Origin of the sequence: Achromobacter sp. Marseille-Q4962 (assembly GCF_943737005.1) — a bacterium.
GTDB lineage: Bacteria > Pseudomonadota > Gammaproteobacteria > Burkholderiales > Burkholderiaceae_B > Achromobacter.
Map to the genome: position 1 here is coordinate 105,601 of NZ_CALSFU010000010.1, position 25,658 is coordinate 131,258.

A 25,658-nucleotide genomic window follows, 5' to 3' on the forward strand; every position below is an offset into this window, starting at 1 on the left:
GGAGCCCCCATGCAACCGGACGCGCCCGCCCCAACGCTGGCCGCGGCAGCGGCCGTGCTGCCCGGCCGGGCCGACGACCTGGCCCGGCTGGGCGTGCTGGCCGAAGATTCCTGGCCCGTCGTCACCGTCATCGGCAAATACAACCACGGCAAGAGCCGCCTGCTCAACGAACTGATCGGCCAGGAGGTCTTCGCCGTGGCCGACCGGCGCGAAACCGTGGCGCTCGCCGACATCGTGCATCAGCGGGTCCGCTGGCTCGATGCGCCCGGCCTGGACGCCAGCGCCGACGACGACGGCCACGCGCGGCGCGCCGCGTGGCTGCTTTCCGATATCCGCCTATTCGTGCATGCGGCCAAGGCCGGCGAACTGGACCGGCAGGAACGGGAACTGCTTGCCGCCCTGCGGGACGATGATGCCCGCACGCACCGCCAGACCCTGGTCGTCCTGACGCAGGTCGACCAACTGGCCGACGAGGCCGAACTGCAGGCAGTGCGAGATGCCGTCGCCGCGCAGGCGCACAGCCCGCACCTCGTGTCGGCCGTGCGCCACCGCAAAGGACTGGAGCAGGGCAAGCCCCTGCTGGTCGAGCGCAGCGGCATTCCCGCGCTGCGCCAGGCGCTGGCGGCCGCCCTGGCCCAGGTGCCGCGAGCGCGTGCGCGCGAAGGCGCGGCGCTGTGGGCCGGCCTGCGCGCCAGCCTGCAAGAGCTGGCGGCGCGGCAGGCCGACGAAACGGCAACGCTGCACGCCGCGCAGCGCCGGCAGCGAGAAGACTTCGACCGCGGCCTGCGCGCCGTGCTCGACAAGGCCGGCGCCGACATCGCCGCCCTGCTCGCGTCGCTGGGGCCCGACCGCGCGGCCGCGCCCGACTCCGCCCAGGACGCCTACGCGCTGACCCCGGGCAAGGCCGAACGCAACAAGCTCCAGATCGGCTATTCCCGCGCCTGCATCGGCATCGACAGCTACCTGGCCGGCCATGGCGTCGCCGGCATGCCCGGGGCCAGCCGGACGCCCGCGCGCAGCCTGAACTCCGTCATGGCCGCGGTGCTGGGCGTGTCGGTCAAATTCCGCAAAGACTTGCGCCGCATGTTCTGCGAGCCGGCCGGCCGCTTGCGCTTGCAGGCGGATTTCACGCACTACTATGAGCTTTCGGACGACCGGCAGGCGCTGGCCGCGCGGATCGCCGAACTGGACGCGGCGCAGGCCGCCACGCGGCGAGCCCTCGACGCCCTGCACGCCCCTGCCCTGCGCGGCATGCATACCCGGGACACGGCATGAACGATGAAGCGCGCTTCATCGCCGGCACCGACCTCGCCGATGCCGTCGGGCCGGACAGCCGGGCCGCAACGCAGGCCCTGCGCGAGTGGCTCGCGCAGTTTCAGCACGCCCTCGCCGGCCATCGCCTGGACAGCGCGTGGCCGCAGGCCCAGGCGCCGCTGGCGCGGGCCGCCCGCGCCCTGGATGCCGGACTGCGGCGCCTCGCGGGAACCTGGACGGCGGGGCTGGCCGAACTCGAACCCGCCCGCCAGCTAGCCGAGTCCTGCGCCGGCCAGATCATGCTGCTGGTGTTCGGCAAGTTCAATGCCGGCAAGAGCTCCCTGTGCAACTTCCTCGCGCAGCGCCACAGGGCCCACGGGCGGCAGGTCCGCTTCTTCCACGTCGGCCCCGATGGCGTTTGCGACAGCGAAACGCCCCTGCGGGAAGGCGCCACCGAAACCACCCGGCGGCTGCAAGGCGTGCGCCTGGGCGACAGGCTGGTATTGCTGGACACCCCCGGCCTGCACTCCGGCGAACAAGCCAACGCCGCACTCACCCGGCGCTACCTCGACAGCGCCGACGGCGTGCTGTGGCTCACCGGTTCATCCTCGCCCGGCCAGGTCCGCGAACTGGACGACCTCGGGCGCGAACTGCTGCGCCGCAAACCCCTGCTGCCCATCATCACGCGCAGCGACTGCTACGACGAAGACGAAGTCGACGGTGAAATCCGGAAAACGCTGTGCAACAAATCGGCGGCGGACCGCGACCTGCAGCAGGCCGACGTGGAAAGCCGCGCCCGCGGCAAGCTGGCCGAACTCGGCGCCGACCCCGGGCTCCTGAAAACGCCGGTTTCCATTTCGGTCCGCATGGCCTCGGCCCAGACGCCCGCCGCCATGGCCGAAGCCGGCTTCGATGCGCTCTATGCCGCGCTGCGGGCCCTTATCCAGCCCATGCTGGCATACAGGCAGCGCAAGCCGGCCGAGATGCTGCTGCACTACCTCCAGGAAAACGTCGCCGGCCCGATCGCGCGCGACATCCGCCCGGGCCTGGACGCCCTGCGCCGGCAGGCGCAGGCCGCGCTCGCCTGGCAACAAGACCAGCGGACCCGGCTTGCCGAGGCCAGCCTGCGCCGTATCCTGCCCGCCCTCCCGGCGCTGCTGGACAACCCGGCGGCCGACTTGCCGGCCAGCCTGGCGCGCATGACGCTGCAAGCCTACGCCGCCGTCGCCGCCGAGGCGCTGGCCGACTACCGGATCGACATCCCCGCCGCCCTGCCCCATCCGCCTCTGGACCGCCACGCCGCCCGCTGCGATCCCTGGCAGCGTTATTCCGACGTCAAGACCGGCCTGCGCGCGAGCCTGCTGCGGCTGGAAAAAAACAGCCTCGATCAATGCCACGGGCAGAGCCGGGCATTCCTCGAAACGCTGGAGGCGCTCGACACGGCTTTGGAGGCCGGCCTCACCCGGCTGGCCGGACTGGCCCGGCGCCTGCGCGAGGAAGGCGCAGCCTTGCCCCGGGCGGAAAACGCGCCGGCTGCCGATTGATCCGTCGCCAGGAAAGACGCGGACGCCCTCGCCCCGGCAGACCGGCGATCAGCCTTCCGCCGCCACCTGGCGCAGCACCTGCTCGTACACGTCGGGAGGCTGCCCGCCCGACACAAGATACTTGTCATTGATGACGAGAGACGGGACCGATGAAATGCCGCGACTGCGCCACTCGGCCTCCTCGGCCCGGACCTCTTCCGCATAACGCCCGGAGGCCAGCACCTCGCGGGCCTCGGCTTCGTCCAGCCCCGCCTCCCCGGCCGCCCGCGCCAGCACCTCGGGGTCGCGGGTGTCCAGGTTCTCGTGGTGATAGGTTTCCAGCAGCCGCTTCTTGAGCGCGATCTGCCGCTCCTGGCCCTGCAGGCCCGCCCAATGGATCAGGCGATGCGCGTCGAAAGTATTGTAGGAACGATTCTCGTCGGTCATGCGCATCGGCATGCCGACGGCAGCGGTGCGCTGCTCGATGACCTGCCGGTTCGCCTGGACGCGCTCCCGCGTATAGCCATACTTCTGCATCAGGCGCTCGATGGTGTTCTGTCCGCCCGGCGGCATGTCGGGGTTCAGCTCGAACGGCCGGAAATGCAGCGCGATCTCGGCCGCGCCGTCCAGCCGACGCCACGCTTCCAGCAAGCCGCCCAGGCCCACCGCGCACCACGGGCACGCAACGTCGGACACGAAATCGATCTTTATCTTGGCCATGGCGTTCTCCCCGAGCGGCAAAAAAGCCTGGAAGGCGGCCAGGCCCCGAGGCTCCTGTTATAGCCGGAAAGCGAAAGCCGGGCCCGATCTGCCGCCTCCCCCGCCCGCCGGGCCCTTCGTCAGGCCCATGGCATCGCGGCGTTCAGAGCAGCGACTTCCCGTATTCCAGCACCTGGTCGCAGACCTTCTCCCTCAATTGGGCCTGGAGGCCGCCGCCGCTGAGGTCGAGCTTCTGGCTGCTCTGGCCGCCCAGCACACCGCCCAGTCCTTCCTGGTAGCCAGGATCGGCTTGCGCTTTCTCGTCTCCGCCCAGCTTGCCCAGCAGTTTGTCCTTGACGCTGGAAGCATCGCCGCCCAGGTAATTGTTCTTCGCGCAGTATCCGAGCACGCCGGCGATGTTGCCCGTGCCGACCGAGCCCAGGTCCGGCACCGCTGCCGGCATGGCGCCGCCGCCCACGGCGCCCTTGACGGCATCCAGCAATTGGGCGTGCGCGCCGGCGGTCAGCAGCAGGGCAGCGCAGGATACAGAGAGAGGACGGAAGAGGCGCATCGGAAGACTCCTTTGAAAAAAGCAGTCTCACTATAAGTTCATATCGAGGTCACGCCAGCCTACCAGACGTCATGAATTGCAAGCACCTTTGCCGTGGCCGCGAGGCAGCCAGCGCCTCCCTTGCGGCTGCCGCGCCGCATGGTGTTGCAGGCAGCCGGATGCGAACCGCGCCCTCCGGGCGCTGCGCCGAAAAGAAAAAACCCCGTGGACGCCGGGTTCTACGGGGTTTTGTTTTCCAGGGCCTGCCTGGACGAATTCCTGGCGGAGGGGGGATCCATATTTTAATTTTTCTTTATATAAATCATATAGATAAAATAAAAATGAATACCGTATTTTAGAAGTTCGCTGAATACAGGCCGAGGCCGCTGCGCATGCCGGCAAGCATCAGCCAGGCGCCCGCGCCGAACACGATGAGGAGTTCGCCGGGGAAACCGGGGCGCTCCGCGTCGATCCGGCGCAGCCGCTCCTGCGGCGGTTCCGGCACGTTGCGGGAGGTCGGGACGGCGTCTGTGGTCGGCATGGGGCGTTCCTCTCTTTCGAAGACGCCCGGGGTAGCGCAAGTCCCGTGCCGGCTAGGGTTTCCCGGCCAGCAAGCCGAGCCAGCGCGCGCGCCATGCAAGCGTAAAGGCGACGGAAAGGGCCGATCCCGCCAGGACCATTACCCATACCAGCGCCGCCATCGACGCATGATCGGCCGCGAGGCACAACCCCAGCGACACGGACAGGGCGAGGACGCCCAGCCAGCGCAGGGCCGATCGGGTCCGGGGCGGGCACGGCGCGTCGCCGCAGGCCTGCTCCCAGTGGACCGGCATCGCCAGGGCCAGCCAGCCCATGCCGGCCACGGCGCACAGGATGGCCGCCAGCAGTATCAGCCCGTCAGGCATGGGAGGCACTCTTGCGCTTTTCCGAGGACACGCCGGCTTCAGTCTTGGCGCGGCGCTTCAGCCTCGCCGCGACCAGCGCGGCAGTCGCCGCCGATGCCAGCAGGAACATATCCACGCCAGCCACCGGCCAATACCGCTCTCCCACCGTCTTCAATAGATGGTCTCCAGTGCTCAGCCAGTTCAACAACACGGCCGCCAGGGCCAGCACGGAGATGGCCTGGCATTGCTCGCGCCACGCCGGGTTGGTTCTTCCCTGGGCCACGAACCTGGATCGCCTGAACGCGTGCGCCATTGCAAGCGCCCAGGCTCCCCAGAACAGATGCTGTTCCAGGGCGCCGCGCTCGGGCCATCCCGCGGGCAGCGTCTCGGGCAGCAGCCGGTTGGCGATCAATATGCTCAGCGTGGCGACAAGCATGCCCGTGACTGCGGTCACCGCCATCGCATCGACCACGCGGCAACCGCGGCTGCCCGTCTCGGCATGCCGCTTTTTTCGTTTTTCCACGAAGAACAGCAGGCCCGTGGCAATACAGGCGCAACCCGCCAATCCACCCAGCACATACAGCCATCGCAATAGCCAGTGGCGGAAATGCTGCAAATGCAAGCCGGTAAGAAACTCATTCACGCTGTCCACTGCGGAAGGGCTCGGATCCTCGCGCAGCACTTCGCCGGTCGCCGCCCTGAAATGCACGCCTTCGCCAGTCAGGGCGATGCGATCGGTGCCGGCCCGGTAGATGCTGACATAGCCGTTGGCATCATAGGGGAACTGCACGGCCAGAAAGCCCACCTCGCCCGCCATGCCTCTGCCGAAGCCCAGCGGCGCCGGGCTTCGGCCACCATGGAGTCCACCGACGCCAGCGGCGCGGCGATCCCTGCCCGTTCATGAGGCAGGCCCGTTTCGTCGGCTTCCCGCTGCTCGCTGAATTCATGCAGCGGTTCGAGCTGGGTATGCGTGACGGGAAAGTAAATGCCGGCGAAGATCACCAGCCCGGTAAAGGCAAAGAAGAAATGGAACGGCAGCGCAACCACGCCGGTCAGGTTGTGCAGATCCAGCAGGCCGCGTTGCGTGTTCTTGCGGGGCCGGAAGGTGAACAATTCGCGGAACAGCTTACGGTGCATGACCACGCCGCTGACCAGCGCCGCCAGCATCGCCAGGGCGGCCAGCCCCACGATCCAATAGCCCACGCCTTTCCAATACCAGGTCAGGCTGTAGTGCAGCGGATAGAAAAAGCTGCTGCCGATCTTGAGATGGTCGTCGGGCAAGCCGGCGCCCGTGCGCGGGTCGATGGTGCGCCGCGCCCAGATCGTCGTGCCCGGCTTCTTCGCATTGGGCACTTCGTAACCCACAAACAGACCCAGCACGGGGTCACGGTGGGTGGAATAGAATCCCCAACGCTTCGGGACATCGAAGCGGTCGGGCAGCGGACCGTACACCTGGTCGCGCATGCGTTCGCGGCGGTCGGCCGAGGGTTGCATGCTCTCCAGGTTCGGCTTGAGCATCTGGTCGAACGACGGCATGGGCTGGGGCGCGAAGCGCGAGGAGGGAATGGCCCAGCGGTCGATTTCGCGGTCGAACACCGACAAGGCGCCGAAGAAGAACACAACCATCAGCACGAAGCCCAGCACCAGTCCGAACCATGTATGCAGCCAGGCCATGCTGAGGCGAAAGTTCTGAAACATAGGCAGCTCCGGCGCTCAGGCGAGCGTGAGGTATTGCACGAGTGAAGCCGCGCCTGCCATCAAGGCGCCGCCGCCGGCCAGCATGGTTCAGACGCGCGCCAACCCTCGCGCCGAGAAGGCCCACAGGAAGACCGCGAGAAAAACCAGAAAGCCCAGGATGTAGCTGAGGTGCTCGGCATCATGGAACTCCATGCCGGCGGCGAACAGCCCGGCCACGCCCAAGGAGATGAACCCCCAGGTGAAGGCGTAGCCGCCGAGCAACGCGGCGGCCACGCGCATGCCTGGAATCCAATACCTGGCTGAGCCCTCTGGATCTCGCATCGAGGTTCTCCTCAGAACTGATATTTCAACGTCAGCATCGCGTTGCGGGTAGGGGCATAGATGCCGGAGTAGAACGTGGTATCCAGGCCCTGCAGGTATTTCTTGTTGAACACGTTATTGACGTTCAGGGTGGCGGAAAGCTGGCGATTGAAGTCGTAACGGGCCATCAGGTTGGCCACCACGTAGGATTCCTGCTCTCCGTTCAGGGTGACGCCGGGCAAATCCCAGGTCGTCGCGGCGTAATGGATACGGCTCTGCCAATTCAGCCCGCCGCCCACGGTCAGGCGGTTCCAGGCTCCGGGCAGGCGATAGGTAGTCCAGAGCTTGGCCATGTGGCGCGGGAAGATGGTGCGGATGGATTCACCTGCGGCATTCTTGGTGGTGCTGTAGCTGTAACTTAACGCCGCCTGCCAGCCGGGCGCGAGCTCGCCGTTGAACTCGATATCCAGGCCCGAGGTCTTTGCGCCCTTTACCGCACGATAGGCGGGCTCGTTCACGGTGCCCGGCACGGTCTGGCCCGGATCGGCCTCGGCAAGATTGTCCTGGCGAATCTGGTAGAGCGCGATGGCGCTATTGAGGCGTCCGCCGAAGAATTCGCTTTTCAGGCCGATTTCGTAGTTGTCGCCGGTACGAGGATCGAGTATCTCGCCATTGCGGTCGCGAGAGCCCTGAGGCTTGAAGATGCTGGTGTAGCTGGCATAGACCGAGTGCACTTCGTTCAAGTCATAAACGATGCCGGCATACGGGGTGACGACACCGCTCTCGCTCATTCTGGTGATCTTGTTGTTTCTCGCCAACGCTTCGGGGACATAGATCTGGGAGAGCTGGTAACGGTAATTGCTGAGCCGCGCCCCCATGATGATGGCCAGGTCATCCCGGGGTTTCAGGCGCAGCGCGGAATAGACGCCGTTCTGTTTTTGCCAGCCGTCGTAGTTCATGAGCTTTTCACCCGTTACGTTGGGGCCGGCAGTCTCGTTGCCCCAGTCGCAAATATTGACCCGGGTTCCTTCGATGCCCGCTCCCCGCATGGGGTCGTGAAAATTCTTGAATTCGGCCCAATTGAAACCGAGCACGAACTCATGTTCTCTTCCCAATAGTTCGAACGGGCCCTCGATTTGTACGTCGAACCCGGTCTGTTCCTGTCTGGCGCTGCCCAGCGCGCCATAGAAGCGTACGCCGTCGCCAGTTTCGCGGTCGGGGAACCCCCAGCTGGCGTTTGCCGCGGAGTATTCGCGCGTGCCGTGCAGGTAATTTCCCGAGAATTTCAGCGTCCAATCGTTGGCAAACTTATGTTGCAGGTTCAGGAAAGCGTTGTAAACCTGGATCTCGTTTCGATTCCACCGCGCCGCGGCATTGTCGGAAGCGCTGAAGTCGGTCTGCTTGCCATCGCTGTAGAACAGCGGCAGTCCGGTGGAGGATTGCCCGCGGGGATCGTTCTTCTGGTAATCCAGGCCCGCCGTCAATAGCGTGTTCGGCGTCAGGTCGGCCTCCAGGACGCCATAGAGCACGGTTTTCTTTTGCTTGTAATAGTCGATATGGGTATCGCCCTGCTCATGCGCGGCCACGAAACGTCCGCGCAACGTGCCGGCCTCATTGATCGGACCGCCCAGATCCAGTTCTCCCCGCCCACGGCTCCAACTGCCCCCGCTAAGGCTGAAATATCCTTGAAATTCGCGCGTGGGTTTCTTGCGCACGAGGTTGATGGTCCCGGATGGATCGCCCGCGCCTGTCAGCAGGCCGGTCGCGCCGCGCAACACTTCCACGTGGTCGTAGATCGCCAGGTCCGCCTGGCTCTGAGGGATGTTCTGCGACACGATATCGGTTGCGGTAAGAACGCCGTCGAACTGGTAGTTGTCGATGTCATAACCGCGCGAGAGTATTGAAAAGCGGCTGGCGCCGATGTTCTGCACGGAGATGCCCGGCGTCCGGTCCAGCAGTGTCTCGATGCTGTCTATCCCTTCGTCTTCAATTCGTTGCCGGGTCATGACGCTCACGCTTTGCGGCGTTTCACGCAGCGTCAGGGGCAGGCCCGTGGCGCTTGCGATGGGGCCATTCATGGCGTAGCTGTGGCTGCCCTCGGTGACGTTCAACGAGTCGGCCCGGACCGTTACAGGCTCCAGCGTCGCCACGCCGCTCGCGGACGATCCGGGAATGCGCCGCAGCACAAACCCGCCAGCGGTGCCTGGCTCGGCCGCCAGTCCCGTCCCGGCCAGCAAGGCGTTCAAGGCCGCCTGCGCGCTCAGTTCGCCGGATACGCCGGGGCTGCGCTTGTCCTGGGCGAGCTCGCCGGCCCCCGCCACCAGGACGCCCGATTCGCCGGCGAAGCGCGCCAGCACCGAGCTCAATGGTCCCGCCGGAATGTCGTAGCGCCGCGGCGCTTCCGCGGTCCGCGCGGCGCCCGCGGAAGCGGCGGAGGCTTGCGCGTGCGCGGCCGGCTGCCAGCCGGCCGCGGCCAGGGCGCCGGCGGCGAATGCCAATTGGGCGATGCGGGCTGCCGGCGCGAGACGAAATGGGGCGCCCGGGCGCCGCGACGGGCGAATCGAGGGATGGGCGGGCTGGCATGCGGCACGAGCGGCGGGATGACGAGACATGAAGGACGGGGTTCCACAGACGCGGTTTATCGATGAGAGCGATAAGGCGCCCGGCCGGAGCGGGGCGGGTCCTGTTTGAGAAGCTCTCATTGATTAGATCGAGCGAGCGGCTCGAAAGCGGAACCGGTTTGCCTGAGCGGCAGTTTTTTTGGGCGAGAAAGGCCCGGCGTTCAAGGACTGGAGGCTGCGCCGTCCCGGGGTTCGATGCTGACCCACCAGGACAGGGGGCGTTTCACCCGGATGGGCAGCACGGCTTCCAGCATGGCCAGCGCCCGGTCCGGATCGGTCGCCGGATAGCTGCCGATGACCGACAGATGGGCGATTTCGGGCGCGACGCCGAGGTAGCCGCCGCGGTAGCGCCGCAGCTCCCGCACGACGTCGATCAGGGGAGTGTTCTCCGTGACCAGGATGCCGCGCGTCCACGCTTCGCGCGCGGGGTCGGCGATTTCGCCGGCGGCCAGCGTTGCGCTGGTGAAGCGCGTCTGCTGGCCGGTCTGGATGATGCGCGTGGCGGCGGTGTCCGCGGTGCGGGCCTCGACGGCGCCGCTGTAGACGGCGACCAGGGTTTCGTCGTCGTCCAGGCGCACGGTGAAGCGGGTGCCCAGGGCGCGCAGGCGTCCCTGCGGCGTATCCACGACGAAGGGCCGGTCCGGGTCGGCCGCGGTCTGGACCAGGATCTCTCCGGCGATCAGGCGAATCCGGCGCAGGTCCTTGCGGTAGTCCAGGTCGAACGCGCTGGCGGTGCCCAGCCAGATCGAAGACCCGTCGGGAAGTTCGATGCTCCGCACTTCGCCGGTCTCGCTGCGGTAGTCGGCGTAGCGCGCCATCAGCAGGCCGGGCAGCGGCGTATGGCGCCAGCCTATCCAGCCGAACAGGGCGCTGCCGGCCAGACCGCCCAGGCCCACCAGCACCTGGCGGCGGCGCGCCATGCGGGTGTTGGCGGTACAGAAGCCCCGGGCCGCGGCATCGCGGCTGGGGCTGTTCTGGACCGGCTCGAACCGGCCGCTGATGCGTTCGACCTGCTGCCAGGCCTTGCGGTGTTCCTGCGCGTCGTCCAGCCAGGCCTGCCATTGCGCCCGGTCCGCGGCCGTGGCCTCGCCGGAGCGCAGCAGGGCGAACCATTCGGCGGCCTGTTGCAGGGCCTGGTGCGAAAGGGCGGACATGGATGGCGGAAGGGGCGGGTCGGCGTGCACGGCGATCGCTCGGGGGCGGCGCTCAGCCGGGCGAGGAAGCGGCCGGAACGATATGCGGCATGTGCCTCGGCAGGTCCGCCGCCACGCCGCGCGCTTCCAGCAGCAGGCAATGGAACATGGCCTGGGCCACATACTTGCGCACCATGCGCGTGGAGACGCCCAGTTCCGCAGCCACTTCCTTGTCCGTCATGTCGCAGGCGACCGCCATGACGAAGGCGTTAGCAGCCTTGACCGGCATGCCGCGCAGCATGGCGTCGACTTCGAGCAGGGCCTGGACCACGATGGCCTGGTGTTCCACCGATGGCGCCGCGGCTTCGGGCCGGCTGGCCAGTTCTTCGAGCCACACCCGTTCGATCTGGCGCCGGCGCCAGATGTCCACGCACATGCCGTTGGCCATCGCGCGCAGGTAGGCGCGCGCCTCCGACGTGCTGTCGAAGCGGCGCGGCCTCTGGATCAGGCGGACGAAGGCATCGTGGGCCAGGTCGGCGGCATCGAAGGAATCGCCCAGGCGGCGGCGCAGCCACGACAGCAGCCACCCGTGATGGTTGCTGTACAGGGACTCGATGTCGGGAGGGGATGTCTCGATAGGTACGGTGTAAGGGCGTCGATCGGTTTCGCGGCGCCAGAATTTAAATAAGAATCACTACCAATTATTATCAAAACCAGGCGATTTCGCAACGCGGTCCCGGGGCGGCAAAGGCCCATTCTTCGTCGGAAACGTCGGCCGGATACCCGCGCAGCGCAACAGCCTGTCGGCGGGGTGCAGGGGATGTTTGTCCCCCTGCGCCCTTGCCCTTCGGCGAGAACGGTGTTCCAAGAGGCCGCGCCTCTTGGTCAAGCCCCGCAGCGGCGCGAAGCGAAGGCCAATCCTAGGCAGGACGCGGCCGCCAGCCCTTGGCCTGCACCACCTGCGTGGCAAGCTCGCCCGCATGCTCCGGCATATTCAGCGTCTTGCGCAGGCGAGCGAGGTACGCAAGCGCGGTTTCGCGCGATGCGGGTTGCGGCGCTTCCACCGCCCCCAAAATGTCACGGGCCGATCCCTCGACCTTCTCGCCCCAAGCAACGCGGGTGGTCTGAATGCCGCTGTCCAGGCTGCACGGTTCGATGAAGTAGGTGACGCCCCCGTCATCAATGGAAATGTTGCTCTTGGCGCGGGCCAGGACGCGCCCCTCGCTGTCTTCCTGCTTGGCAGCCACCAGCACAGTACGGGCGAACGCGCCAAAGGCTTGAGACCCAATAACGCGCTCCTGCGGTGATGTGCCTGCCGATCCTTTGGCGAAGTGAGTGATAGTCGATCATACCCCCAGATATAACCCCTCATACCCCCGGCTGCTGGCGCACTTTAGCGGACTGTCCCGGACAAGAAAAAACCCGCAGAGCCTTAGCTGGTGCGGGTTTTCGGACTTCTACGCATTTCTGCGCATGTATTCTTGGCGGACAGAGGGGGATTCGAACCCCCGATACGCTTTTGACGTATACACGCTTTCCAGGCGTGCGCCTTCAACCACTCGGCCACCTGTCCTGATTCGGGACTCGCATTGCGGAAAATGCGAATCCGCGATTCTAGCAGAAGGCGGCCGGGCGTGCATCTCTCCTCGATTATAGGGACAAATCATCCCTACGGACGCGGCGGCGGATCCTGTTCGCGGTAGGAGCTGACGGTGCCGTCGGGTTCGGTTTCTTCCAGGCGCACGCGGAAGCCCCACAGGCGGGCGAGGTGTTTCATGACCTGTTCGGCGTCTTCGCTGGCCAGGGGCCGGCCGCGGCTCTTGAGGTGGCGCAGCACCAGGGAGCGGTCGGAGTCGCGGTTGTAGCGGATGACCTGGATGTCGGGCACCAGGTTGTCGCGGTTGTGCTGGGCGGCGAGCAGGCGGCGGATGTCGCGGTAGCCCTCGTCGTCGTGGATGGCGGCGACTTCGAGCTTGGGGTTGGCCTCGTGGTCGGAGATGGCGAAGAAGCGGAATTCGCGCATCAGGCGCGGCGAGAGGTATTGCGAGATGAACGACTCGTCCTTGAAGTTGCGCATGGCGAAGTCCAGCGTCTTCAGCCAGTCGGCGCCGGCGATGTCGGGGAACCAGCGGCGGTCTTCGTCGGTGGGCGACTGGCAGATGCGGCGGATGTCCGACATCATGGCAAAGCCCAGGGCGTAGGGGTTGATGCCGCTGTAGCCGCGCTCGTCGAAGCCGCGCTGGCTCACGACGTTGGTGTGGCTTTGCAGGAACTCCATCATGAAGCCGTCGTTGACCAGTCCTTTTTCGTGCAGGCGGTTCAGGATGGTGTAGTGCCAGAACGTGGCCCAGCCCTCGTTCATGACCTTGGTCTGGCTCTGCGGATAGAAGTACTGGGCGATCTTGCGCACGATGCGCACCAGTTCCTTCTGCCAGGGTTCCAGGCGCGGGGAGTACTTTTCGATGAAGTACAGCAGGTTTTCCTCGGGCTCGGGCGGGAAGACCGCGCGGGCGGCCTCGGGGGTCTTTTCGGTTTCGAGCCGGGGCAGCGTGCGCCACAGGTCGTTGTACTGCAGGCGCGCGTGTTCTTCGCGCTCGGCCTGGCGCGCGGCCTCTTCCTTGTACGAAACGGGCGCGGGACGCTTGTAGCGGTCCACGCCGTGCAGCGAGAGCGCGTGGCAGGAATCCAGCAGCGACTCCACGGCGTCGATGCCGTGGCGGTCTTCGCAGTCCATGACGTACTTGCGGGCGAACACCAGATAGTCGAGCACGCTGTCGGCATCGGTCCATTGCCGGAACAGGTAGTTGCCCTTGAAGAACGAGTTGTGCCCGTAGCAGGCGTGGGCGATCACCAGGGCCTGCATGGTCATGGAATTTTCTTCCATGAGGTAGGCGATGCAGGGGTTGGAGTTGATGACGATTTCATACGCCAGGCCCTGCATGCCGCGCCGGTAGAACTGTTCGTTGCGGATGAATTCCTTGCCGTACGACCAGTGCGGATAGCCGATGGGCAGGCCGGCCGAGGCGTAGGCATCCAGCATCTGTTCCGAGGTGATGACCTCGATCTGGTTCGGGTAGGTGTCCAGCCCGTACTCGCGCGCAACCTGGGAGATCGCTTCGTCGTAGGTCTGGATCAGCTCGAAGGTCCATTCCGAACCCTGGGAAAGCGGCCGGGGGCTGCCGGCCTGGCCGGGTTCGACGAGAGCGCCCACGATGGCAGTCATACGGCCTCCTTCTTGAAGAGGTCATGGAACACGGGGTAGATTTCGCCGCGGTCGCAGATGCGCCGCATGACGAAATGCGGTTCCAGCTTCTGTTCGTATTCCGCCCACAGGCTGCTCTTGCGCGCCTCCTGCGAGTCGGGAATCTCGATATAGGCGAAGTAGCGCGTGGCCGGAAGCAGGTGCTCGGCCAGGAAGCGCGCGCTCTTGCCCGCGTCGGCGCCGAAGGAATCGCCGTCGCTGGCCTGGGCGGCGTAGATGTTCCACGCCGAGGGCGGGTAGCGCTTTTCCATGATGTCGCGCATCAGTTCCAGCGCCGACAGCACGATGGTGCCGCCGCTCTTGGGGTCGTAGAAAAACGTCTGCTCGTCCACTTCCTCGGCGTTGTCGGTGTGGCGGATGAACACCAGGTCCACGTGCTCGTACTTGCGCGACAGGAAGAGGTAGAGCAGCGTGAAGAAGCGCTTGGCCAGGTCTTTCTTGCCCTCGTCCATGGAGCCGGACACGTCCATGAGGCAGAACATCACGGCGCGCGCCACCGGAATGGCCACCGACACGCGGTTGCGGTAGCGCAGGTCGAGGTCGTCCAGGAAGGGCAGCTTGGTCAGGCGTTCGCGGCAGTCTTCCACTTCCTGCTCGAGCGCCTTGATCTCGTCGGCGGAGGCGCCGGCCGCCCGGGCCTGGGCCAGCCGCTCCTCGGCGTCTTCGAGGTCGGCGCGGGCCTTGACGCCCAGCGCCACGCGCCGGGCCAGCGAAGACTTGAGCGTGCGGCTGATGCTCAGCATGCTGGGCGAGCCGGTAGTGGTGTAGCCGGCGCGCTGCCACTTGCGCTGGCTGACCTCGCCCAGCTGCGTGCGCGCCATGTGCGGCAGCTCCAGATCCTCGAAGAAGAGGTTGAGGAACTCCGCGCGCGACAGGCTGAAGGTGAACTGGTCCACCGATTCGCCTTCGCCCGGCTCGGAGCCGCCCTCGCCCTGGCCGCCCTGCGGCCGGTCGAAAGTGTCTCCCTTGGCGAACTCGCGGTTGCCCGGGTGCACGATCTCGCGGTCGCCCCCCGGGCCATGCCGGAACTGCGGCTCGGAGATGTCCCGGGCGGGCAGGTTGATCTCGCCGCCCTGGTCCATGTCCTGGATCGAGCGGTCGCGGATCATTCCGTGAACCGCCTTGCGGATCTGGTTCTTGTAACGCCGGAGAAAGCGCTCGCGGTTGACGGCGCTTTTATTGCGCCCGTTCAGCCGGCGGTCGATGAGCGAGTTCATGACTTGCAGCCCTCACGAAGACTTCCTCACGCGGAGATACCACTCGCACAGCAGCCGCACCTGCTTCTCGGTGTAGCCCTTTTCGACCATGCGGTCGACGAAGCTCTGGTGCTTGCTGCGGTCCTCGGCCGACGCCTTGGCGTTGAACGAGATGACGGGCAGCAGATCCTCGGTGTTCGAGAACATCTTCTTCTCGATCACTTCGCGCAGTTTCTCGTAGCTGGTCCAGGTCGGATTTCGGCCGTTGTTGTTGGCGCGCGCGCGCAGCACGAAGTTCACGATTTCGTTGCGGAAATCCTTCGGGTTGGCGATGCCGGCCGGCTTCTCGATCTTTTCCAGTTCGTCGTTCAGCGCGCTGCGGTCGAAGCTTTCGCCGGTTTCCGGGTCGCGGAATTCCTCGTCCTGGATCCAGCAGTCGGCAAACGTGACGTAGCGGTCGAAGATGTTCTGGCCGTATTCCGAATAGGACTCCAGGTAGGCGGTCTGGATTTCCTTGCCGATGAATTCGGCGTAGCGCGGCGCCAGGTAGCCCTTGATGAACTCCAGGTAGCGGCGCCGGACTTCCTCGGGATAATCCTCGCGCGCGATGCGCTGTTCGAGCACGTACATGAGGTGCACGGGGTTGGCGGCCACCTCGCTCTGGTCGTAGTTGAAGACGCTCGACAGAATCTTGTACGCAAAGCGGGTGGAAACCCCGGTCATGCCCTCGTCGGTGCCGGCGTAGTCCTTGTACTCCTGCAGCGCCTTGGCCTTGGGGTCCACGTCTTTCAGGCTTTCGCCGTCGTACACCCTCATCTTGGAGTAGATGCTGGAGTTCTCCGGCTCCTTCAGGCGCGTCAGCACCGAGAACTGCGCCATCATGTCCAGCGTGCCCGGGGCGCAGGGCGCCTTGGCGAGCGAACTGTTGTGCAGCAGCTTCTCGTAGATGCGCACCTCTTCCGACACCTGCAGGCAGTACGGCACCTTCACGATGTAGATGCGGTCGAGGAAGGCCTCGTTGTGCTTGTTGTTGCGGAAGGTCTGCCATTCCGATTCGTTGGAGTGGGCCAGGATGCAGCCGTTGAACGGAATGGCGGAAAAGCCTTCGGTGCCCTTGAAGTTGCCCTCCTGCGTGGCCGTCAGCAGCGGGTGCAGCATCTTGATGGGCGCCTTGAACATTTCCACGAATTCCAGCAGGCCCTGGTTGGCCAGGCACAGGCCGCCGGAGTAGCTGTAGGCGTCCGGGTCGTCCTGCGAATGGCGGTCGAGCTTGCGGATGTCCACTTTGCCCACCAGCGAGGAAATGTCCTGGTTGTTCTCGTCGCCGGGCTCGGTCTTGGCGATGGCGATCTGGCGCAGCACCGAGGGGTTGAGCCGCACGACGCGGAACTTGGAGATGTCGCCGTCGAATTCCTTCAGCCGCTTCACGGCCCAAGGCGACATGATGCCGGTGAGGTAGCGGCGCGGAATGCCGTATTCCTTCTCGAGCGTGCTGCCGAAACGGTCGGGGTTGAAGAGCCCCAGCGGCGATTCGTTCACGGGCGAGCCCTTCAAGGCGTAGATGGGGTAGGTTTCCATCAGCGACTTGAGCCGCTCCGCGATGGACGACTTGCCGCCGCCCACCGGGCCGAGGAGGTACAGGATCTGCTTGCGCTCTTCCAGCCCCTGGGCAGCATGCTTGAAGAACGCAACGATCTGCGCAATCACGTCCTCCATGCCGTAGAACTCCTGGAACGCCGGATAGCGCCGGATGGTCCGGTTGGAAAACAAACGGGAAAGACGTGGGTCGTTGCGCGTGTCGATGACCTCCGGTTCGCCTATCGCGGCCAGCATGCGCTCGGCCGGACTGGCGTAGGCCATGGGATCACGCTTCGCAAGGTCCAGATATTCCTCGAGGGAAAGCTCGGATTGCTGCTCTCTTGCATACTGCGACTTGAAGCCTTCGACGATGTTTTGCACGGAAACCTCCTACAACACGCGAAAAAGCCAAACAGCACTACGAAATCCCATTGTGTGCCCCGAAGGCGGGAGGCTCATAGCTAATCTCGCCATAAGCTTTCGCCGTCGCGCCTTATGTTGCTTTCGCCACACATCCGGCTTTCGCACGATGGCGGCCGGGCGCGCAATGGGGATTCGTTCAGTTTAGGCCGCCCCCTCGCGAAACAAGTTCCGTCAAGGAGTGCAACTTAAGTGAAGAGTTCTCTCGCTTTGCACTTCAGCGTATTACCGCCGGACGCGCGTGCCTGGATCGCCCGATGCGCAATGCTCGGCAATGATCTGAAGGGAAGAGCGAGATCCCAGTGGATTCTTATTGACCCGGGTTGTGCCCGGCGCGTCCGCTAAGCGATGGTAGCGAACGGTCTGAACGGCGCTTTGCGCTTGCGTTCAGGGCGGTGCCGTCTTGCGAAAAAAGTCTTGTGTTCAAGCGGCACGGAATCCGTGGTGACGAGGGCATGCGCGCGAAGAATCCGAAAACCGGCGGCGCGGATGCCAAGCCATGACCCTATGCTAAGCCCAATTTCACCGTTTGTGGCAATTCATTTGGCCGTCATCCCAAAAAAAGCCGCACACCGCCTCTTCGACTTGCCTCGATCCGGCAGGCTTTCCGGCTTGAAGCGGGCCGCCGGCAAGCAAAGACAGCATTGTGTTTCGTGTCGTATGCATGCCCCGGGTCCGGTCATGCCGGGTCCGTTTTGCCGGGCCGTTTTCGCCCGCCTTCCGCCTCGGACCGTCGCGGCGCGAATACCCATATCGGCCGCGCAGGTTTGCATGCCGCATGCTGGCACTCGCGCGGCGCGACTGCCAGCACCAGCCGCGCGCGGCGTTTGGACAGAATCATGCGGGCCGCGCGGCGCCCGCGCATTCCGTCCAATCCGCTGCCCCGATCCGTCCGTGCCGCCCCTCGCCATGCTCGCCTGCCGCTTGCCGCCGGCCTGATTGCGCTGCTGCTGCTGGCCGCCTGCCGCGACGCGCGGCCGCGCAGCGTCTCGAGCACACGGTACGGGCGTGGCGGCGGGCCGGCGTGCGCGTGACGGGCGTGGAAATCGACTACGACTGCGCCACGTCCCGCCTCGCGGACTATGTGGTCTTTCTGCGGAACCTGCGCGCGCGGCTCGCGCCCGACCTGCGCCTGTCGATAACCATGTTGCCGACCTGGCTGGACAGCGCGCAGCTGGAGCAGGCGCTCGCGGCCGTCGACGAATCGGTGCTGCAGGTGCATGCCGTGCTCGATCCCGCGCTCGGTCTGTTCGAGGCGAAACGCGCAAGAGCCCGGGTGCGCGCCTACGGCGGCGGCGCGCCGCACGGCTGGCGCGTGGCCCTGCCGGCATAGGGCAGCCGCGTCGTCTGGAACGAGGAAGACCGCATCGCCGCCATCGAGAGCGAGCGGTCTGCGCTGCAAGGCGAGGGCCGCGCGAGCGAACTCATGGCCATGCCCGCGACGATCGCGGCCTTCGTGCGCGACCTGGACCGCGATCCGCCCGCGCGGCTGGCCGGCCTGGCGAGGTTCCGGCTGCCCACGCAAGCGGACGCCCGCGCGTGGAGCCTGCCCACCCGGCGGGCCGAGCTGGCGCGCCAGCCCTTGCGCGCGGAGCTTGCCGTCACGCTGCAGGATGGCGGGGCGGGCGCGGCCCGCGAGATCCTGATCGCCAACCGCGGCGCGGCCGATGCGCCCCTGCCCCACGCGGTGCGCATCGCGGGCGACGGCGCGGCCGCCGACGGCATCAACGGCTATACGATGGAGCGCGATGCGCAGGGCCTGTATCTGCGCCGTGCGCGCGACGGCCTGCATGCGGGCGCCCGGCGCCACATCGGCTGGGTGCGCTGCCGGACTGCAACTCCCGCGTTCCATGTCCAACCTAGAAAACCTCGCCCTGATCTTGCTGGCCGCCGCGGCCGGCGCCGCCGCCATCATTGCCCGCGTGCCCGACTTCCCGCCGCAGCTCCTGGACGACCGACGCGGCACGCTGCTGGCAACGCCCGCCAATTCCTTTGCGTACGAAGCCGCGCGGCTGGTTCCGCCGCCGCCCCGCGGCCCCGCGCGGGCCGGAGCCGCGGCCCAGGCGTGCCAGCCCGAGGCCATTCCCGAAGACCTCGACGCCGCGCTGGACCAGGAGGCCCGCGATCGCCTGCGCGCCATGCGCAAGCGCGCGAATGGCGACCAGGCGTATGCCGCCGGCGCGGGCCTGGACGAGGCGGTGCGCCGGTATGCCGCCGCCGCGGTGGACTACCGCGCGGCGCACCGGGCCGGGCAGCCCGGACGCCTGCGGTCCGCCGTCGAAAGGTTCGAGGCGGTGCTGGCACTGCCCGCCGGGGCGGCCGCACCTCGCGCCGCATGGGCCGCCTGCATGCTCGCAGTAATCGGGGACGATTCTCAGCCGACCAAAGACGAGGCCCGGCGCACAGCGGCGGCGGCGCGCTATCAGTTGGTGCGCGAACTGGCCGCGCGCGGCGCCAACGACGCCGCGAATCTTTCGGCGGCAAGCCTGGGCCGCGAAGCCCGCCTGCATCTGGCCGCGGGCGGAGAACCCTGCGCCTGCGAGGCGCTGACGGCCGGCGCCGCTTGCGGCGACACGATTCCGGCGGCCGGCCTCAAGCAGGCGATCCGGCTGTATGCGGCCCAGGCGGCCGCCAGCGAAGCGCGGCCCGACACCCGCTTCCATTACCGGGAAATCGCCGCCGACCACGCGCTGCGCGCGGCCGGGCCTGATCCGCCGCTACGGCAGGGCAGGCAGGGCGACGCGCTCGCGCAGGTCCTGCCAGTTGCCCTCGACCCGCGCGCGCAGGCGCACGTCCTCGCCCAGCGCCGCCGTATCTATATAGCGGTAGCGGCGGGCGGCATCCAGGTGCTCCAGCACGGGCAGCTTCACCATGCCGGCCGCATCGCCCAGCAGCACGGGCGCGAGATAGAGCAGCAGCTCGTCCACGCAGCCCGCCGACACCAGCGCGCCGCTCAGGCCCGCGCCCGCCTCCACGTGCACCTCGTTGCAGTCATGCGCGGCCAGCCAGCGCATGGCCGCCGGCAGGTCCACGCGCCCCGGCACGGGCCCGGGCAACGGCACCACGCGCGCATTCTTCGCGGCCAGGCGGGTGGCCTTGGCCGCGTCTTCGCGGGCGGTGAAGACGATGACTTCGGCGCCGTCGAACAGACGCGCATCCTCGGGAATCTCGAAACGGCCATCCACCACCGCCTTGCGCGGCTGCCGCGGCGTCTGGACCGCCCGCACGTTGAGCCGGGGATCGTCCTTGAGTATGGTGCCCATGCCGGTCAGCACCACGCAGGCGCGCGCGCGCCAGTGGTGGCCGTCGGCGCGCGCCTCGGGGCCGGTAATCCATTGCGACATGCCGTTGTGCAGCGCGCTGCGGCCATCCAGCGAGGCCGCCATCTTGAGCCAGACCCAGGGCAGGCCCCGGCTCATGCGGGAAACGAAACCGGGGTTGAGCGCCAGGGCTTCGTCCAGGCAGACTCCGGTGACCACGTCGATGCCCGCCTCGCGCAGCCGGGCGAGCCCGCGGCCGTTGACCAGCGGGTTGGGGTCGCCCATGGCGACCACCACGCGGGCGGGCCGGGCGGCCAGCACCGCATCCACGCATGGCGGGGTGCGCCCATGGTGGCTGCAGGGCTCCAGCGTGACATACAGCGTGGCGCCCTGCACCGGCTCGCCGCGCGCCTCGGCGTCGCGCAGGGCGCAGATCTCGGCATGGGGACCGCCGGGCGGCTGGGTCGCCCCTTCGCCGATGACGCGGCCGTCGCGCACGATGACGCATCCCACGCGCGGGTTGGGCGTGGTGGTGTAGAGCACGGATTGGGCCAGCGCCAGGGCGCGGCGCATCCAGGAGAGATCGTCGGGGCGGGCTCGGGTCATCACGCTGGCATTGTATGCGGGGCGGGCGGCGGCCGGGCCGTCATGTCCGTTTTAGGCCGATGCTGGTCTGCGGCCGGCCTCGTCCTTGGGCCGCCGGGCTAGCACAATGTGCCCGACGTCCCTAGAATTCCTTGACAGGAGCCCGCCCAAATGAAACAAGCCCTTATCGTCATCGACGCCCAGGAATCGTTCCGTCACCGTCCGTTTTGGGACGAAACGGAATACCCCGGATTCGTGGCCCGGCTGCAGTCGCTGATCGACGACGCCCGCGGCCGCGGCATGCCCGTGCTGCAGGTGTTCCATACCAGCGTCTCGGACGACCCGGCCAACCCCTTCTCCCGGGCATCGGGCCACGTGCGCACGCTCGAGCAGCTGCGTATCGAGCCGGACGCGGTGTTCCACAAGACGGTGCATTCCTCGCTCTACGCCAAGGCGGCCGACGGCGCCACGCTGCACGATTGGCTGCGCGATCACGGCATCGAGGGCATCATCGTGAGCGGCATCCGCACCGAGCAATGCTGCGAAACCACCGCCCGCCATGCGAGCGACGCGGGCTTCAAGGTGGTGTTCCCGACCGACGCGACGCTGACCTTCGCCATGGAAAGCCCCTCGGGCCAACGCTACACGCCGGCGGAAATCCGCGACCGCACGGAGCTGGTGCTGGCCGGCCGCTTCGCCCGCATCGCCCGGGCCGCGGACGCGCTGGCCGCCTGAACCCGGGAGAGCGCGGCATGGCGGCCGTTCATTTCGTCGTGACGCGCGGCATCGTGCTGCTGGACCTGGCCGGGCCCGCGGAGGCGTTCCGCGTGGCCGAAAAGCTCTGCCCCGGCAGTTTCGAGCTGTCTTTCTGCGGGCCCGGCCGCGAAGTGGAAACCGGCCTGGCCGGGCTGAGCCTGGGGCGCCTGCGCCCTCTGCCGGACTCGCTGCCGCCGCACGCATTGGTGATCGTCTCGGGCGTGGTGGGCCCGCGCGTGCCGCTGGACGATCCCGATTCCCGCCGCATCGTGCAGTGGCTGGCGCGGCGGCACCCCGCCGACGGCTTTACGCTGATGACGGTGTGCGCGGGCGCGCTTTTCGCCGCCGCGGCCGGACTGACGCGCGGACGCGAATGCACCACGCACCACAGCTGCCTGGCACAACTGGCGGAAATCGATCCGGACGCGCGCGTGCACGACAACCGCATTTTCGTGGAAGACGGCAACCTGCTCACCAGCGCCGGCGTCACGGCCGGCATCGACCTGGCGCTGCACGTGGTGGCCCGACACTGCGGCGCGCGCGTCGCCGCCGAGGTGGCGCGCGAGATGGTGGTCTACCACCGGCGCGCGGGCACCGATACGGCGCTCTCGCCCTGGCTCGCGCACCGCAGCCATCTGCACCCGGGCGTGCACCGCGTGCAGGACGCCGTGCTGCGCGACCCGGCCGCACCATGGTCGGCCCAGGCCCTGGCGGAGCAGGCGCACACCAGCCCGCGGCATCTGGCGCGGCTCTTCCGCGAGCACGCGGGCTGCACGCCCATGGATTATCTGTATGGCATACGCGTCGCGCTGGCGCGCGACCTGCTGCGCGAAACGCGGCTGGACCTCGAGCGCGTGGCGGAAAAATCGGGATTCGGCTCGGCCCAGCACCTGCGCCGGGTATGGCGCAAATACGAGTCCCAGCCGCCCAGCATGGCGCGCGGCGAGGCGGGCTGACGCCGGCGGCGACTGCCCGGCGCCTATTGGCCCGGGTCTTTGCGCAGCTTGCCCGGCAGCAGCGGCCCCTGCATTTCGCGGATGGCCTCCACGAATTCCCCGATGTCCTCGAAGCTCTTGTAGACGGAAGCGAAGCGCACGTAGGCCACTTTGTCGAGCTTGCGCAGCTCGTTCATGACGAGCTCGCCGATGTGCTGGGTGGGCACTTCGCGCAGGCCGCTGGCCAGGAGCTGCTCTTCGATGCGGGCCACGGCGGCGTCCACGTCTTCGGTGCTGACCGGACGCTTGCGCAGCGCCAGGCTGAGGCTGGCCCGCAGCTTGGCCGGATCGTACTCGCTGCGGCTGCCGTTGCGCTTCACGACGGACGGCATGGCGAGCTCCACCCGCTCGTAGGTGGTGAAGCGTTTGTCACAGGACAGGCAGCGGCGGCGGCGGCGGATGGCGTCGCCCTCTTCCGATACGCGGCTGTCCACGACCTGGGTTTCGGAATTGCCGCAAAATGGACAGCGCATGTGAGGCCCCCTCTGAAGCGCGTGGCAATAATTCGGCATATTGTAACGATGCGCCCGGGCTCGCGGCCAGGATCGCGGCATTCCGGCCCCGCCGGGGCCTCGGAAGCGGGCCGGCGGCCATGAAAAAACGGCTCACGCAGAGCCGTTTTCCCCAGCGCGCGGGCGGCAGGCCGCCGCCCCGCAGCAACTTACTTCCTGCCGTAGACAGGCAGGCGCGAGGTCAGCTCGTTGACGCGCGCGCGCACGGCGGCGATGTTGGCTTCGTCGCGCGGGTTGTCCAGCACGTCGGCGATCAGGTTGGCGGTAAGCTCGGCTTCGGCTTCCTTGAAGCCGCGCGTGGTCATGGCCGGCGTGCCCAGGCGGATGCCGCTGGTGACGAAGGGCTTTTCCGGGTCGTTCGGAATGGCGTTCTTGTTCACCGTGATGTGGGCCTGGCCCAGCACGGCTTCGGCTTCCTTGCCAGTGATGCCCTTGGAACGCAGGTCCACCAGCATGACGTGGCTTTCCGTGCGGCCCGACACGATGCGCAGGCCGCGCTTGACCAGCGTGTCGGCCAGCACCTTGGCGTTCTTGACGACCTGCTGGGCGTATTCCTTGAACTCGGGCGCCAGCGCTTCCTTGAAGGCCACGGCCTTGGCCGCGATGACGTGCATGAGCGGGCCGCCCTGGATGCCGGGGAAGATGGCCGAGTTGACGATCTTCTCGTACTCGGCCTTCATCATGATGACGCCGCCGCGCGGGCCGCGCAGCGACTTGTGCGTGGTGGACGTGACGAAGTCGGCGTGGGGCACCGGATTGGGATAGGCGCCGCCGGCCACCAGGCCCGCGTAGTGGGCGATGTCCACCATGAGGAGCGCGCCGTTGTCGTGGGCGATGCGGGCCATGCGCTCGAAGTCGATGTGCAGCGCGTAGGCCGAGGCGCCCGCCACGATGAGCTTGGGCTTGTGTTCGCGGGCGAGCTGCTCGACCTGCGCGTAGTTCAGGACCTCGTTCTCGTCCAGGCCGTAGGACAGGAAGTTGTACAGCTTGCCCGAGGCGTTGACCGAGGCGCCGTGCGTGAGGTGGCCGCCCTCGGCCAGGCTCATGCCCAGCACGGTGTCGCCGGGCTTGAGCACGGCCATGTAAACGCCCTGGTTGGCCTGCGAACCCGAGTTGGGCTGCACGTTGGCCGCCTCGGCGCCGAAGATCTGCTTCAGGCGGTCGATGGCGAGCTGCTCGACCACGTCCACGTATTCGCATCCGCCATAGTAACGCTTGCCCGGGTAGCCTTCGGCGTACTTGTTGGTGAGCTGCGTGCCCTGGGCTTCCATGACGGCCGGGCTGGCGTAGTTCTCCGAGGCGATCAGCTCGATGTGCTGCTCCTGGCGAAGCTCTTCTTTCTGGACGGCGGCCCAGACGTCGGGATCGGCCTTGGACAAGGTAAGGTTGCGGTCAAACATGACGGGAGGTTCCTGAAGCGGTAAGAGAGGGGGAAGCCGTACCGGGTAAACCCGGGCAATGGCGCTTAGTTTACCGCGTCGCAGGCGGGGACTTGCCCCTCAAATGCCGCGAACCGCCGCAAAAAGCCCCGCCCCGGCGCGAAAACGGCGCGCATCGCCGCGCGGCCGGAAACCGCGCTCAAGCCGTCTTGAGAAACTTTCATGCTAAGGCCCCCCGCCGCCCCGGCCCGCCGTCCGACGGGCGCGGGCGCGAAAAGGGCCGCTCGCGCGGCCCCGGTTCTTGCGGATCGCCGCCTGTGGCGGGCGTCACGAACTGGAGGTGGCGCCGATCTGGGTGGGCGCGAGCCTGGGGTTGAGGGTGTAGGTGCCGGTGACCGACGCCTGCGCCAGCACGTGCCCCTGGATGGCCCGCAGCGCGTCTTCGCCCGTGAAGGCGCCCTGCAGCTTCAGCGTGGGCACGTCCAGCGCATAGAGGGTGAAGATGTACCGGTGCACCTTGGCGTCGTTCCAGGGCGGGCACGGGCCGTCGTAGCCGAAGTACTCGCCGCTCATGTCGTGGTCGTTGGCGAACCAGTCGGAGTACGAGTTGATGCCCTGGCGCGCATCCATGGGCGCCAGCGGACCGCCCTTGCCGCGCGGCGTGATGCCGTTGGAGAAGGTGCCTTCCTCGATTTCGCGCACGTCGGGAGCCAGGTCGACCAGCACCCAGTGGAAGAAATCGACGCGCGGCAGGTCGGCCGGCACTTCGCGGCCTTCCTGGTTGACGTCGTCGGGGCGGGAGGGCACATCGGGATCGTGGCAGATCAGGGCGAACGACTGCGTGCCCGCGGGCACGTCATTCCACGAAAACTGCGGATTGAAGTTGTCGGCCAGCGCGACGTGCGATTGCTCGTCGATCTTGCCGAAGGCATAGCGCTCGGGAATCGACTCGTTATCGGAAAAGGACAGACTCGAAAGTTTCATGCCGTGCTCCTAAGTGTGCCGCAAAGGCCGTGCGGCCCCTGCCCGTACCCCCAGCGTATCAAAACTCCG

General features: G+C 67.1%; 20 protein-coding genes, 1 tRNA gene and 3 pseudogenes. 5 read left to right on the forward strand and 19 right to left on the reverse strand.

Annotation, left to right across the window (positions count from 1 at the left end; all coding sequences use genetic code 11):
• Positions 1–9 precede the first annotated feature (9 nt).
• Entirely contained in the window at positions 10–1,275 is a 1,266-nt protein-coding gene (locus NGJ44_RS10810; protein ID WP_251863899.1) for a GTPase, read from the forward strand.
• Positions 1,272–2,798: a dynamin family protein gene (locus NGJ44_RS10815; protein ID WP_251863900.1), complete on the forward strand. Its 1,527-nt coding sequence runs from the start codon at positions 1,272–1,274 to the stop codon at positions 2,796–2,798. Before NGJ44_RS10810 ends, NGJ44_RS10815 begins: the two co-directional genes overlap by 4 nt.
• A gap of 48 nt (positions 2,799–2,846) precedes the next feature.
• Here the strand turns inward: NGJ44_RS10815 and NGJ44_RS10820 are convergent, their stop codons facing one another.
• The 14 genes and pseudogenes from NGJ44_RS10820 to NGJ44_RS10885 all read right to left on the reverse strand — a co-directional run bounded on the left by NGJ44_RS10820 (position 2,847) and on the right by NGJ44_RS10885 (position 17,070).
• Positions 2,847–3,497, reverse strand: a complete 651-nt coding sequence (locus NGJ44_RS10820) for a DsbA family oxidoreductase (RefSeq protein WP_251863901.1) — start codon at positions 3,495–3,497, stop codon at positions 2,847–2,849.
• A gap of 142 nt (positions 3,498–3,639) precedes the next feature.
• Entirely contained in the window at positions 3,640–4,047 is a 408-nt protein-coding gene (locus NGJ44_RS10825; RefSeq protein WP_053246158.1) for a DUF2501 domain-containing protein, read from the reverse strand.
• Positions 4,048–4,381: 334 nt separating this feature from the next.
• Positions 4,382–4,567 carry a hypothetical protein gene (locus NGJ44_RS10830; protein WP_053246159.1) on the reverse strand — a complete coding sequence of 62 codons (186 nt, stop codon included), beginning with the start codon at positions 4,565–4,567 and terminating at the stop codon, positions 4,382–4,384.
• A 52-nt stretch (positions 4,568–4,619) separates the two neighbouring features.
• Positions 4,620–4,931: a DUF3325 domain-containing protein gene (locus tag NGJ44_RS10835; RefSeq protein ID WP_053246160.1), complete on the reverse strand. Its 312-nt coding sequence runs from the start codon at positions 4,929–4,931 to the stop codon at positions 4,620–4,622.
• Positions 4,924–6,608 (reverse strand): annotated as a pseudogene (locus tag NGJ44_RS10840) (PepSY domain-containing protein). The gene NGJ44_RS10835 and the pseudogene NGJ44_RS10840 overlap by 8 nt, the downstream one beginning before the upstream one ends.
• A 15-nt stretch (positions 6,609–6,623) precedes the next feature.
• Positions 6,624–6,887, reverse strand: a pseudogene (locus tag NGJ44_RS10845) (iron uptake protein).
• Between the two features lie 53 nt (positions 6,888–6,940).
• The gene (locus NGJ44_RS10850; protein ID WP_251863902.1) at positions 6,941–9,520 is read right to left on the reverse strand and encodes a TonB-dependent siderophore receptor; all 2,580 of its coding nucleotides are present in this window, start codon (positions 9,518–9,520) and stop codon (positions 6,941–6,943) included.
• A gap of 170 nt (positions 9,521–9,690) precedes the next feature.
• Entirely contained in the window at positions 9,691–10,683 is a 993-nt protein-coding gene (locus NGJ44_RS10855; protein ID WP_251863903.1) for a FecR domain-containing protein, read from the reverse strand.
• Positions 10,684–10,735: 52 nt separating this feature from the next.
• Positions 10,736–11,299, reverse strand: coding sequence for a sigma-70 family RNA polymerase sigma factor (locus tag NGJ44_RS10860; protein ID WP_251863941.1), 564 nt, complete (start codon positions 11,297–11,299; stop codon positions 10,736–10,738).
• 283 nt (positions 11,300–11,582) lie between these two features.
• Positions 11,583–11,909: a hypothetical protein gene (locus NGJ44_RS10865; RefSeq protein WP_251863904.1), complete on the reverse strand. Its 327-nt coding sequence runs from the start codon at positions 11,907–11,909 to the stop codon at positions 11,583–11,585.
• A 235-nt stretch (positions 11,910–12,144) separates the two neighbouring features.
• A tRNA-Ser gene (locus NGJ44_RS10870) sits at positions 12,145–12,235 on the reverse strand.
• 96 nt (positions 12,236–12,331) lie between these two features.
• Positions 12,332–13,885, reverse strand: coding sequence for a SpoVR family protein (locus NGJ44_RS10875; RefSeq protein ID WP_251863905.1), 1,554 nt, complete (start codon positions 13,883–13,885; stop codon positions 12,332–12,334).
• Complete coding sequence (locus NGJ44_RS10880) at positions 13,882–15,141, reverse strand: YeaH/YhbH family protein (RefSeq protein WP_053246038.1); 1,260 nt, start codon at positions 15,139–15,141, stop codon at positions 13,882–13,884. Before NGJ44_RS10880 ends, NGJ44_RS10875 begins: the two co-directional genes overlap by 4 nt.
• A gap of 12 nt (positions 15,142–15,153) precedes the next feature.
• On the reverse strand, positions 15,154–17,070 hold the full coding sequence (locus NGJ44_RS10885; RefSeq protein WP_369798778.1) for a PrkA family serine protein kinase: 1,917 nt from the start codon (positions 17,068–17,070) through the stop codon (positions 15,154–15,156).
• A gap of 826 nt (positions 17,071–17,896) precedes the next feature.
• On the opposite strand from NGJ44_RS10885, the pseudogene NGJ44_RS10890 reads away from it, so the two are divergent.
• Positions 17,897–18,937, forward strand: a pseudogene (locus tag NGJ44_RS10890) (DUF3142 domain-containing protein); the annotation flags it as partial.
• A gap of 40 nt (positions 18,938–18,977) precedes the next feature.
• On the opposite strand, the gene NGJ44_RS10895 reads toward NGJ44_RS10890, so the two are convergent.
• Together NGJ44_RS10895 and ribD are read right to left on the reverse strand one after the other, a co-directional pair.
• Positions 18,978–19,781, reverse strand: a complete 804-nt coding sequence (locus NGJ44_RS10895; protein ID WP_251863943.1) for a hypothetical protein — start codon at positions 19,779–19,781, stop codon at positions 18,978–18,980.
• A 54-nt stretch (positions 19,782–19,835) separates the two neighbouring features.
• Entirely contained in the window at positions 19,836–20,984 is a 1,149-nt protein-coding gene (gene ribD / locus NGJ44_RS10900; RefSeq protein ID WP_152968120.1) for a bifunctional diaminohydroxyphosphoribosylaminopyrimidine deaminase/5-amino-6-(5-phosphoribosylamino)uracil reductase RibD, read from the reverse strand.
• A gap of 150 nt (positions 20,985–21,134) precedes the next feature.
• Between ribD and NGJ44_RS10905 the strand changes: the two genes are divergently transcribed.
• Together NGJ44_RS10905 and NGJ44_RS10910 are read left to right on the forward strand one after the other, a co-directional pair.
• Positions 21,135–21,698: a cysteine hydrolase family protein gene (locus tag NGJ44_RS10905; protein ID WP_251863906.1), complete on the forward strand. Its 564-nt coding sequence runs from the start codon at positions 21,135–21,137 to the stop codon at positions 21,696–21,698.
• A 17-nt stretch (positions 21,699–21,715) separates the two neighbouring features.
• Positions 21,716–22,675, forward strand: a complete 960-nt coding sequence (locus NGJ44_RS10910; RefSeq protein WP_053245862.1) for a GlxA family transcriptional regulator — start codon at positions 21,716–21,718, stop codon at positions 22,673–22,675.
• A gap of 23 nt (positions 22,676–22,698) precedes the next feature.
• Here the strand turns inward: NGJ44_RS10910 and nrdR are convergent, their stop codons facing one another.
• The 3 genes from nrdR to NGJ44_RS10925 all read right to left on the reverse strand — a co-directional run bounded on the left by nrdR (position 22,699) and on the right by NGJ44_RS10925 (position 25,589).
• The gene (gene nrdR, locus NGJ44_RS10915) at positions 22,699–23,187 is read right to left on the reverse strand and encodes a transcriptional regulator NrdR (protein WP_053245861.1); all 489 of its coding nucleotides are present in this window, start codon (positions 23,185–23,187) and stop codon (positions 22,699–22,701) included.
• A gap of 188 nt (positions 23,188–23,375) precedes the next feature.
• Complete coding sequence (gene glyA / locus NGJ44_RS10920) at positions 23,376–24,626, reverse strand: serine hydroxymethyltransferase (protein ID WP_053245860.1); 1,251 nt, start codon at positions 24,624–24,626, stop codon at positions 23,376–23,378.
• 306 nt (positions 24,627–24,932) lie between these two features.
• Positions 24,933–25,589: a YbhB/YbcL family Raf kinase inhibitor-like protein gene (locus NGJ44_RS10925; protein ID WP_053245859.1), complete on the reverse strand. Its 657-nt coding sequence runs from the start codon at positions 25,587–25,589 to the stop codon at positions 24,933–24,935.
• Positions 25,590–25,658 lie beyond the last annotated feature (69 nt).

Excerpts from the sequence above, each read along its gene's own strand:
- NGJ44_RS10810 (WP_251863899.1), top strand. The coding sequence starts at position 10 with ATGCAACCGGACGCGCCCGCCCCAACGCTGGCCGCGGCAGCGGCCGTG.
- NGJ44_RS10815 (WP_251863900.1), top strand. The coding sequence starts at position 1,272 with ATGAACGATGAAGCGCGCTTCATCGCCGGCACCGACCTCGCCGATGCC.
- NGJ44_RS10820 (WP_251863901.1), bottom strand. The coding sequence starts at position 3,497 with ATGGCCAAGATAAAGATCGATTTCGTGTCCGACGTTGCGTGCCCGTGG.
- NGJ44_RS10825 (WP_053246158.1), bottom strand. The coding sequence starts at position 4,047 with ATGCGCCTCTTCCGTCCTCTCTCTGTATCCTGCGCTGCCCTGCTGCTG.
- NGJ44_RS10830 (WP_053246159.1), bottom strand. The coding sequence starts at position 4,567 with ATGCCGACCACAGACGCCGTCCCGACCTCCCGCAACGTGCCGGAACCG.
- NGJ44_RS10835 (WP_053246160.1), bottom strand. The coding sequence starts at position 4,931 with ATGCCTGACGGGCTGATACTGCTGGCGGCCATCCTGTGCGCCGTGGCC.
- NGJ44_RS10850 (WP_251863902.1), bottom strand. The coding sequence starts at position 9,520 with ATGTCTCGTCATCCCGCCGCTCGTGCCGCATGCCAGCCCGCCCATCCC.
- NGJ44_RS10855 (WP_251863903.1), bottom strand. The coding sequence starts at position 10,683 with ATGTCCGCCCTTTCGCACCAGGCCCTGCAACAGGCCGCCGAATGGTTC.
- NGJ44_RS10875 (WP_251863905.1), bottom strand. The coding sequence starts at position 13,885 with ATGACTGCCATCGTGGGCGCTCTCGTCGAACCCGGCCAGGCCGGCAGC.
- NGJ44_RS10880 (WP_053246038.1), bottom strand. The coding sequence starts at position 15,141 with ATGAACTCGCTCATCGACCGCCGGCTGAACGGGCGCAATAAAAGCGCC.
- NGJ44_RS10895 (WP_251863943.1), bottom strand. The coding sequence starts at position 19,781 with ATGGAAGCGGGTGTCGGGCCGCGCTTCGCTGGCGGCCGCCTGGGCCGC.
- ribD (WP_152968120.1), bottom strand. The coding sequence starts at position 20,984 with ATGACCCGAGCCCGCCCCGACGATCTCTCCTGGATGCGCCGCGCCCTG.
- NGJ44_RS10905 (WP_251863906.1), top strand. The coding sequence starts at position 21,135 with ATGAAACAAGCCCTTATCGTCATCGACGCCCAGGAATCGTTCCGTCAC.
- NGJ44_RS10910 (WP_053245862.1), top strand. The coding sequence starts at position 21,716 with ATGGCGGCCGTTCATTTCGTCGTGACGCGCGGCATCGTGCTGCTGGAC.
- nrdR (WP_053245861.1), bottom strand. The coding sequence starts at position 23,187 with ATGCGCTGTCCATTTTGCGGCAATTCCGAAACCCAGGTCGTGGACAGC.
- glyA (WP_053245860.1), bottom strand. The coding sequence starts at position 24,626 with ATGTTTGACCGCAACCTTACCTTGTCCAAGGCCGATCCCGACGTCTGG.
- NGJ44_RS10925 (WP_053245859.1), bottom strand. The coding sequence starts at position 25,589 with ATGAAACTTTCGAGTCTGTCCTTTTCCGATAACGAGTCGATTCCCGAG.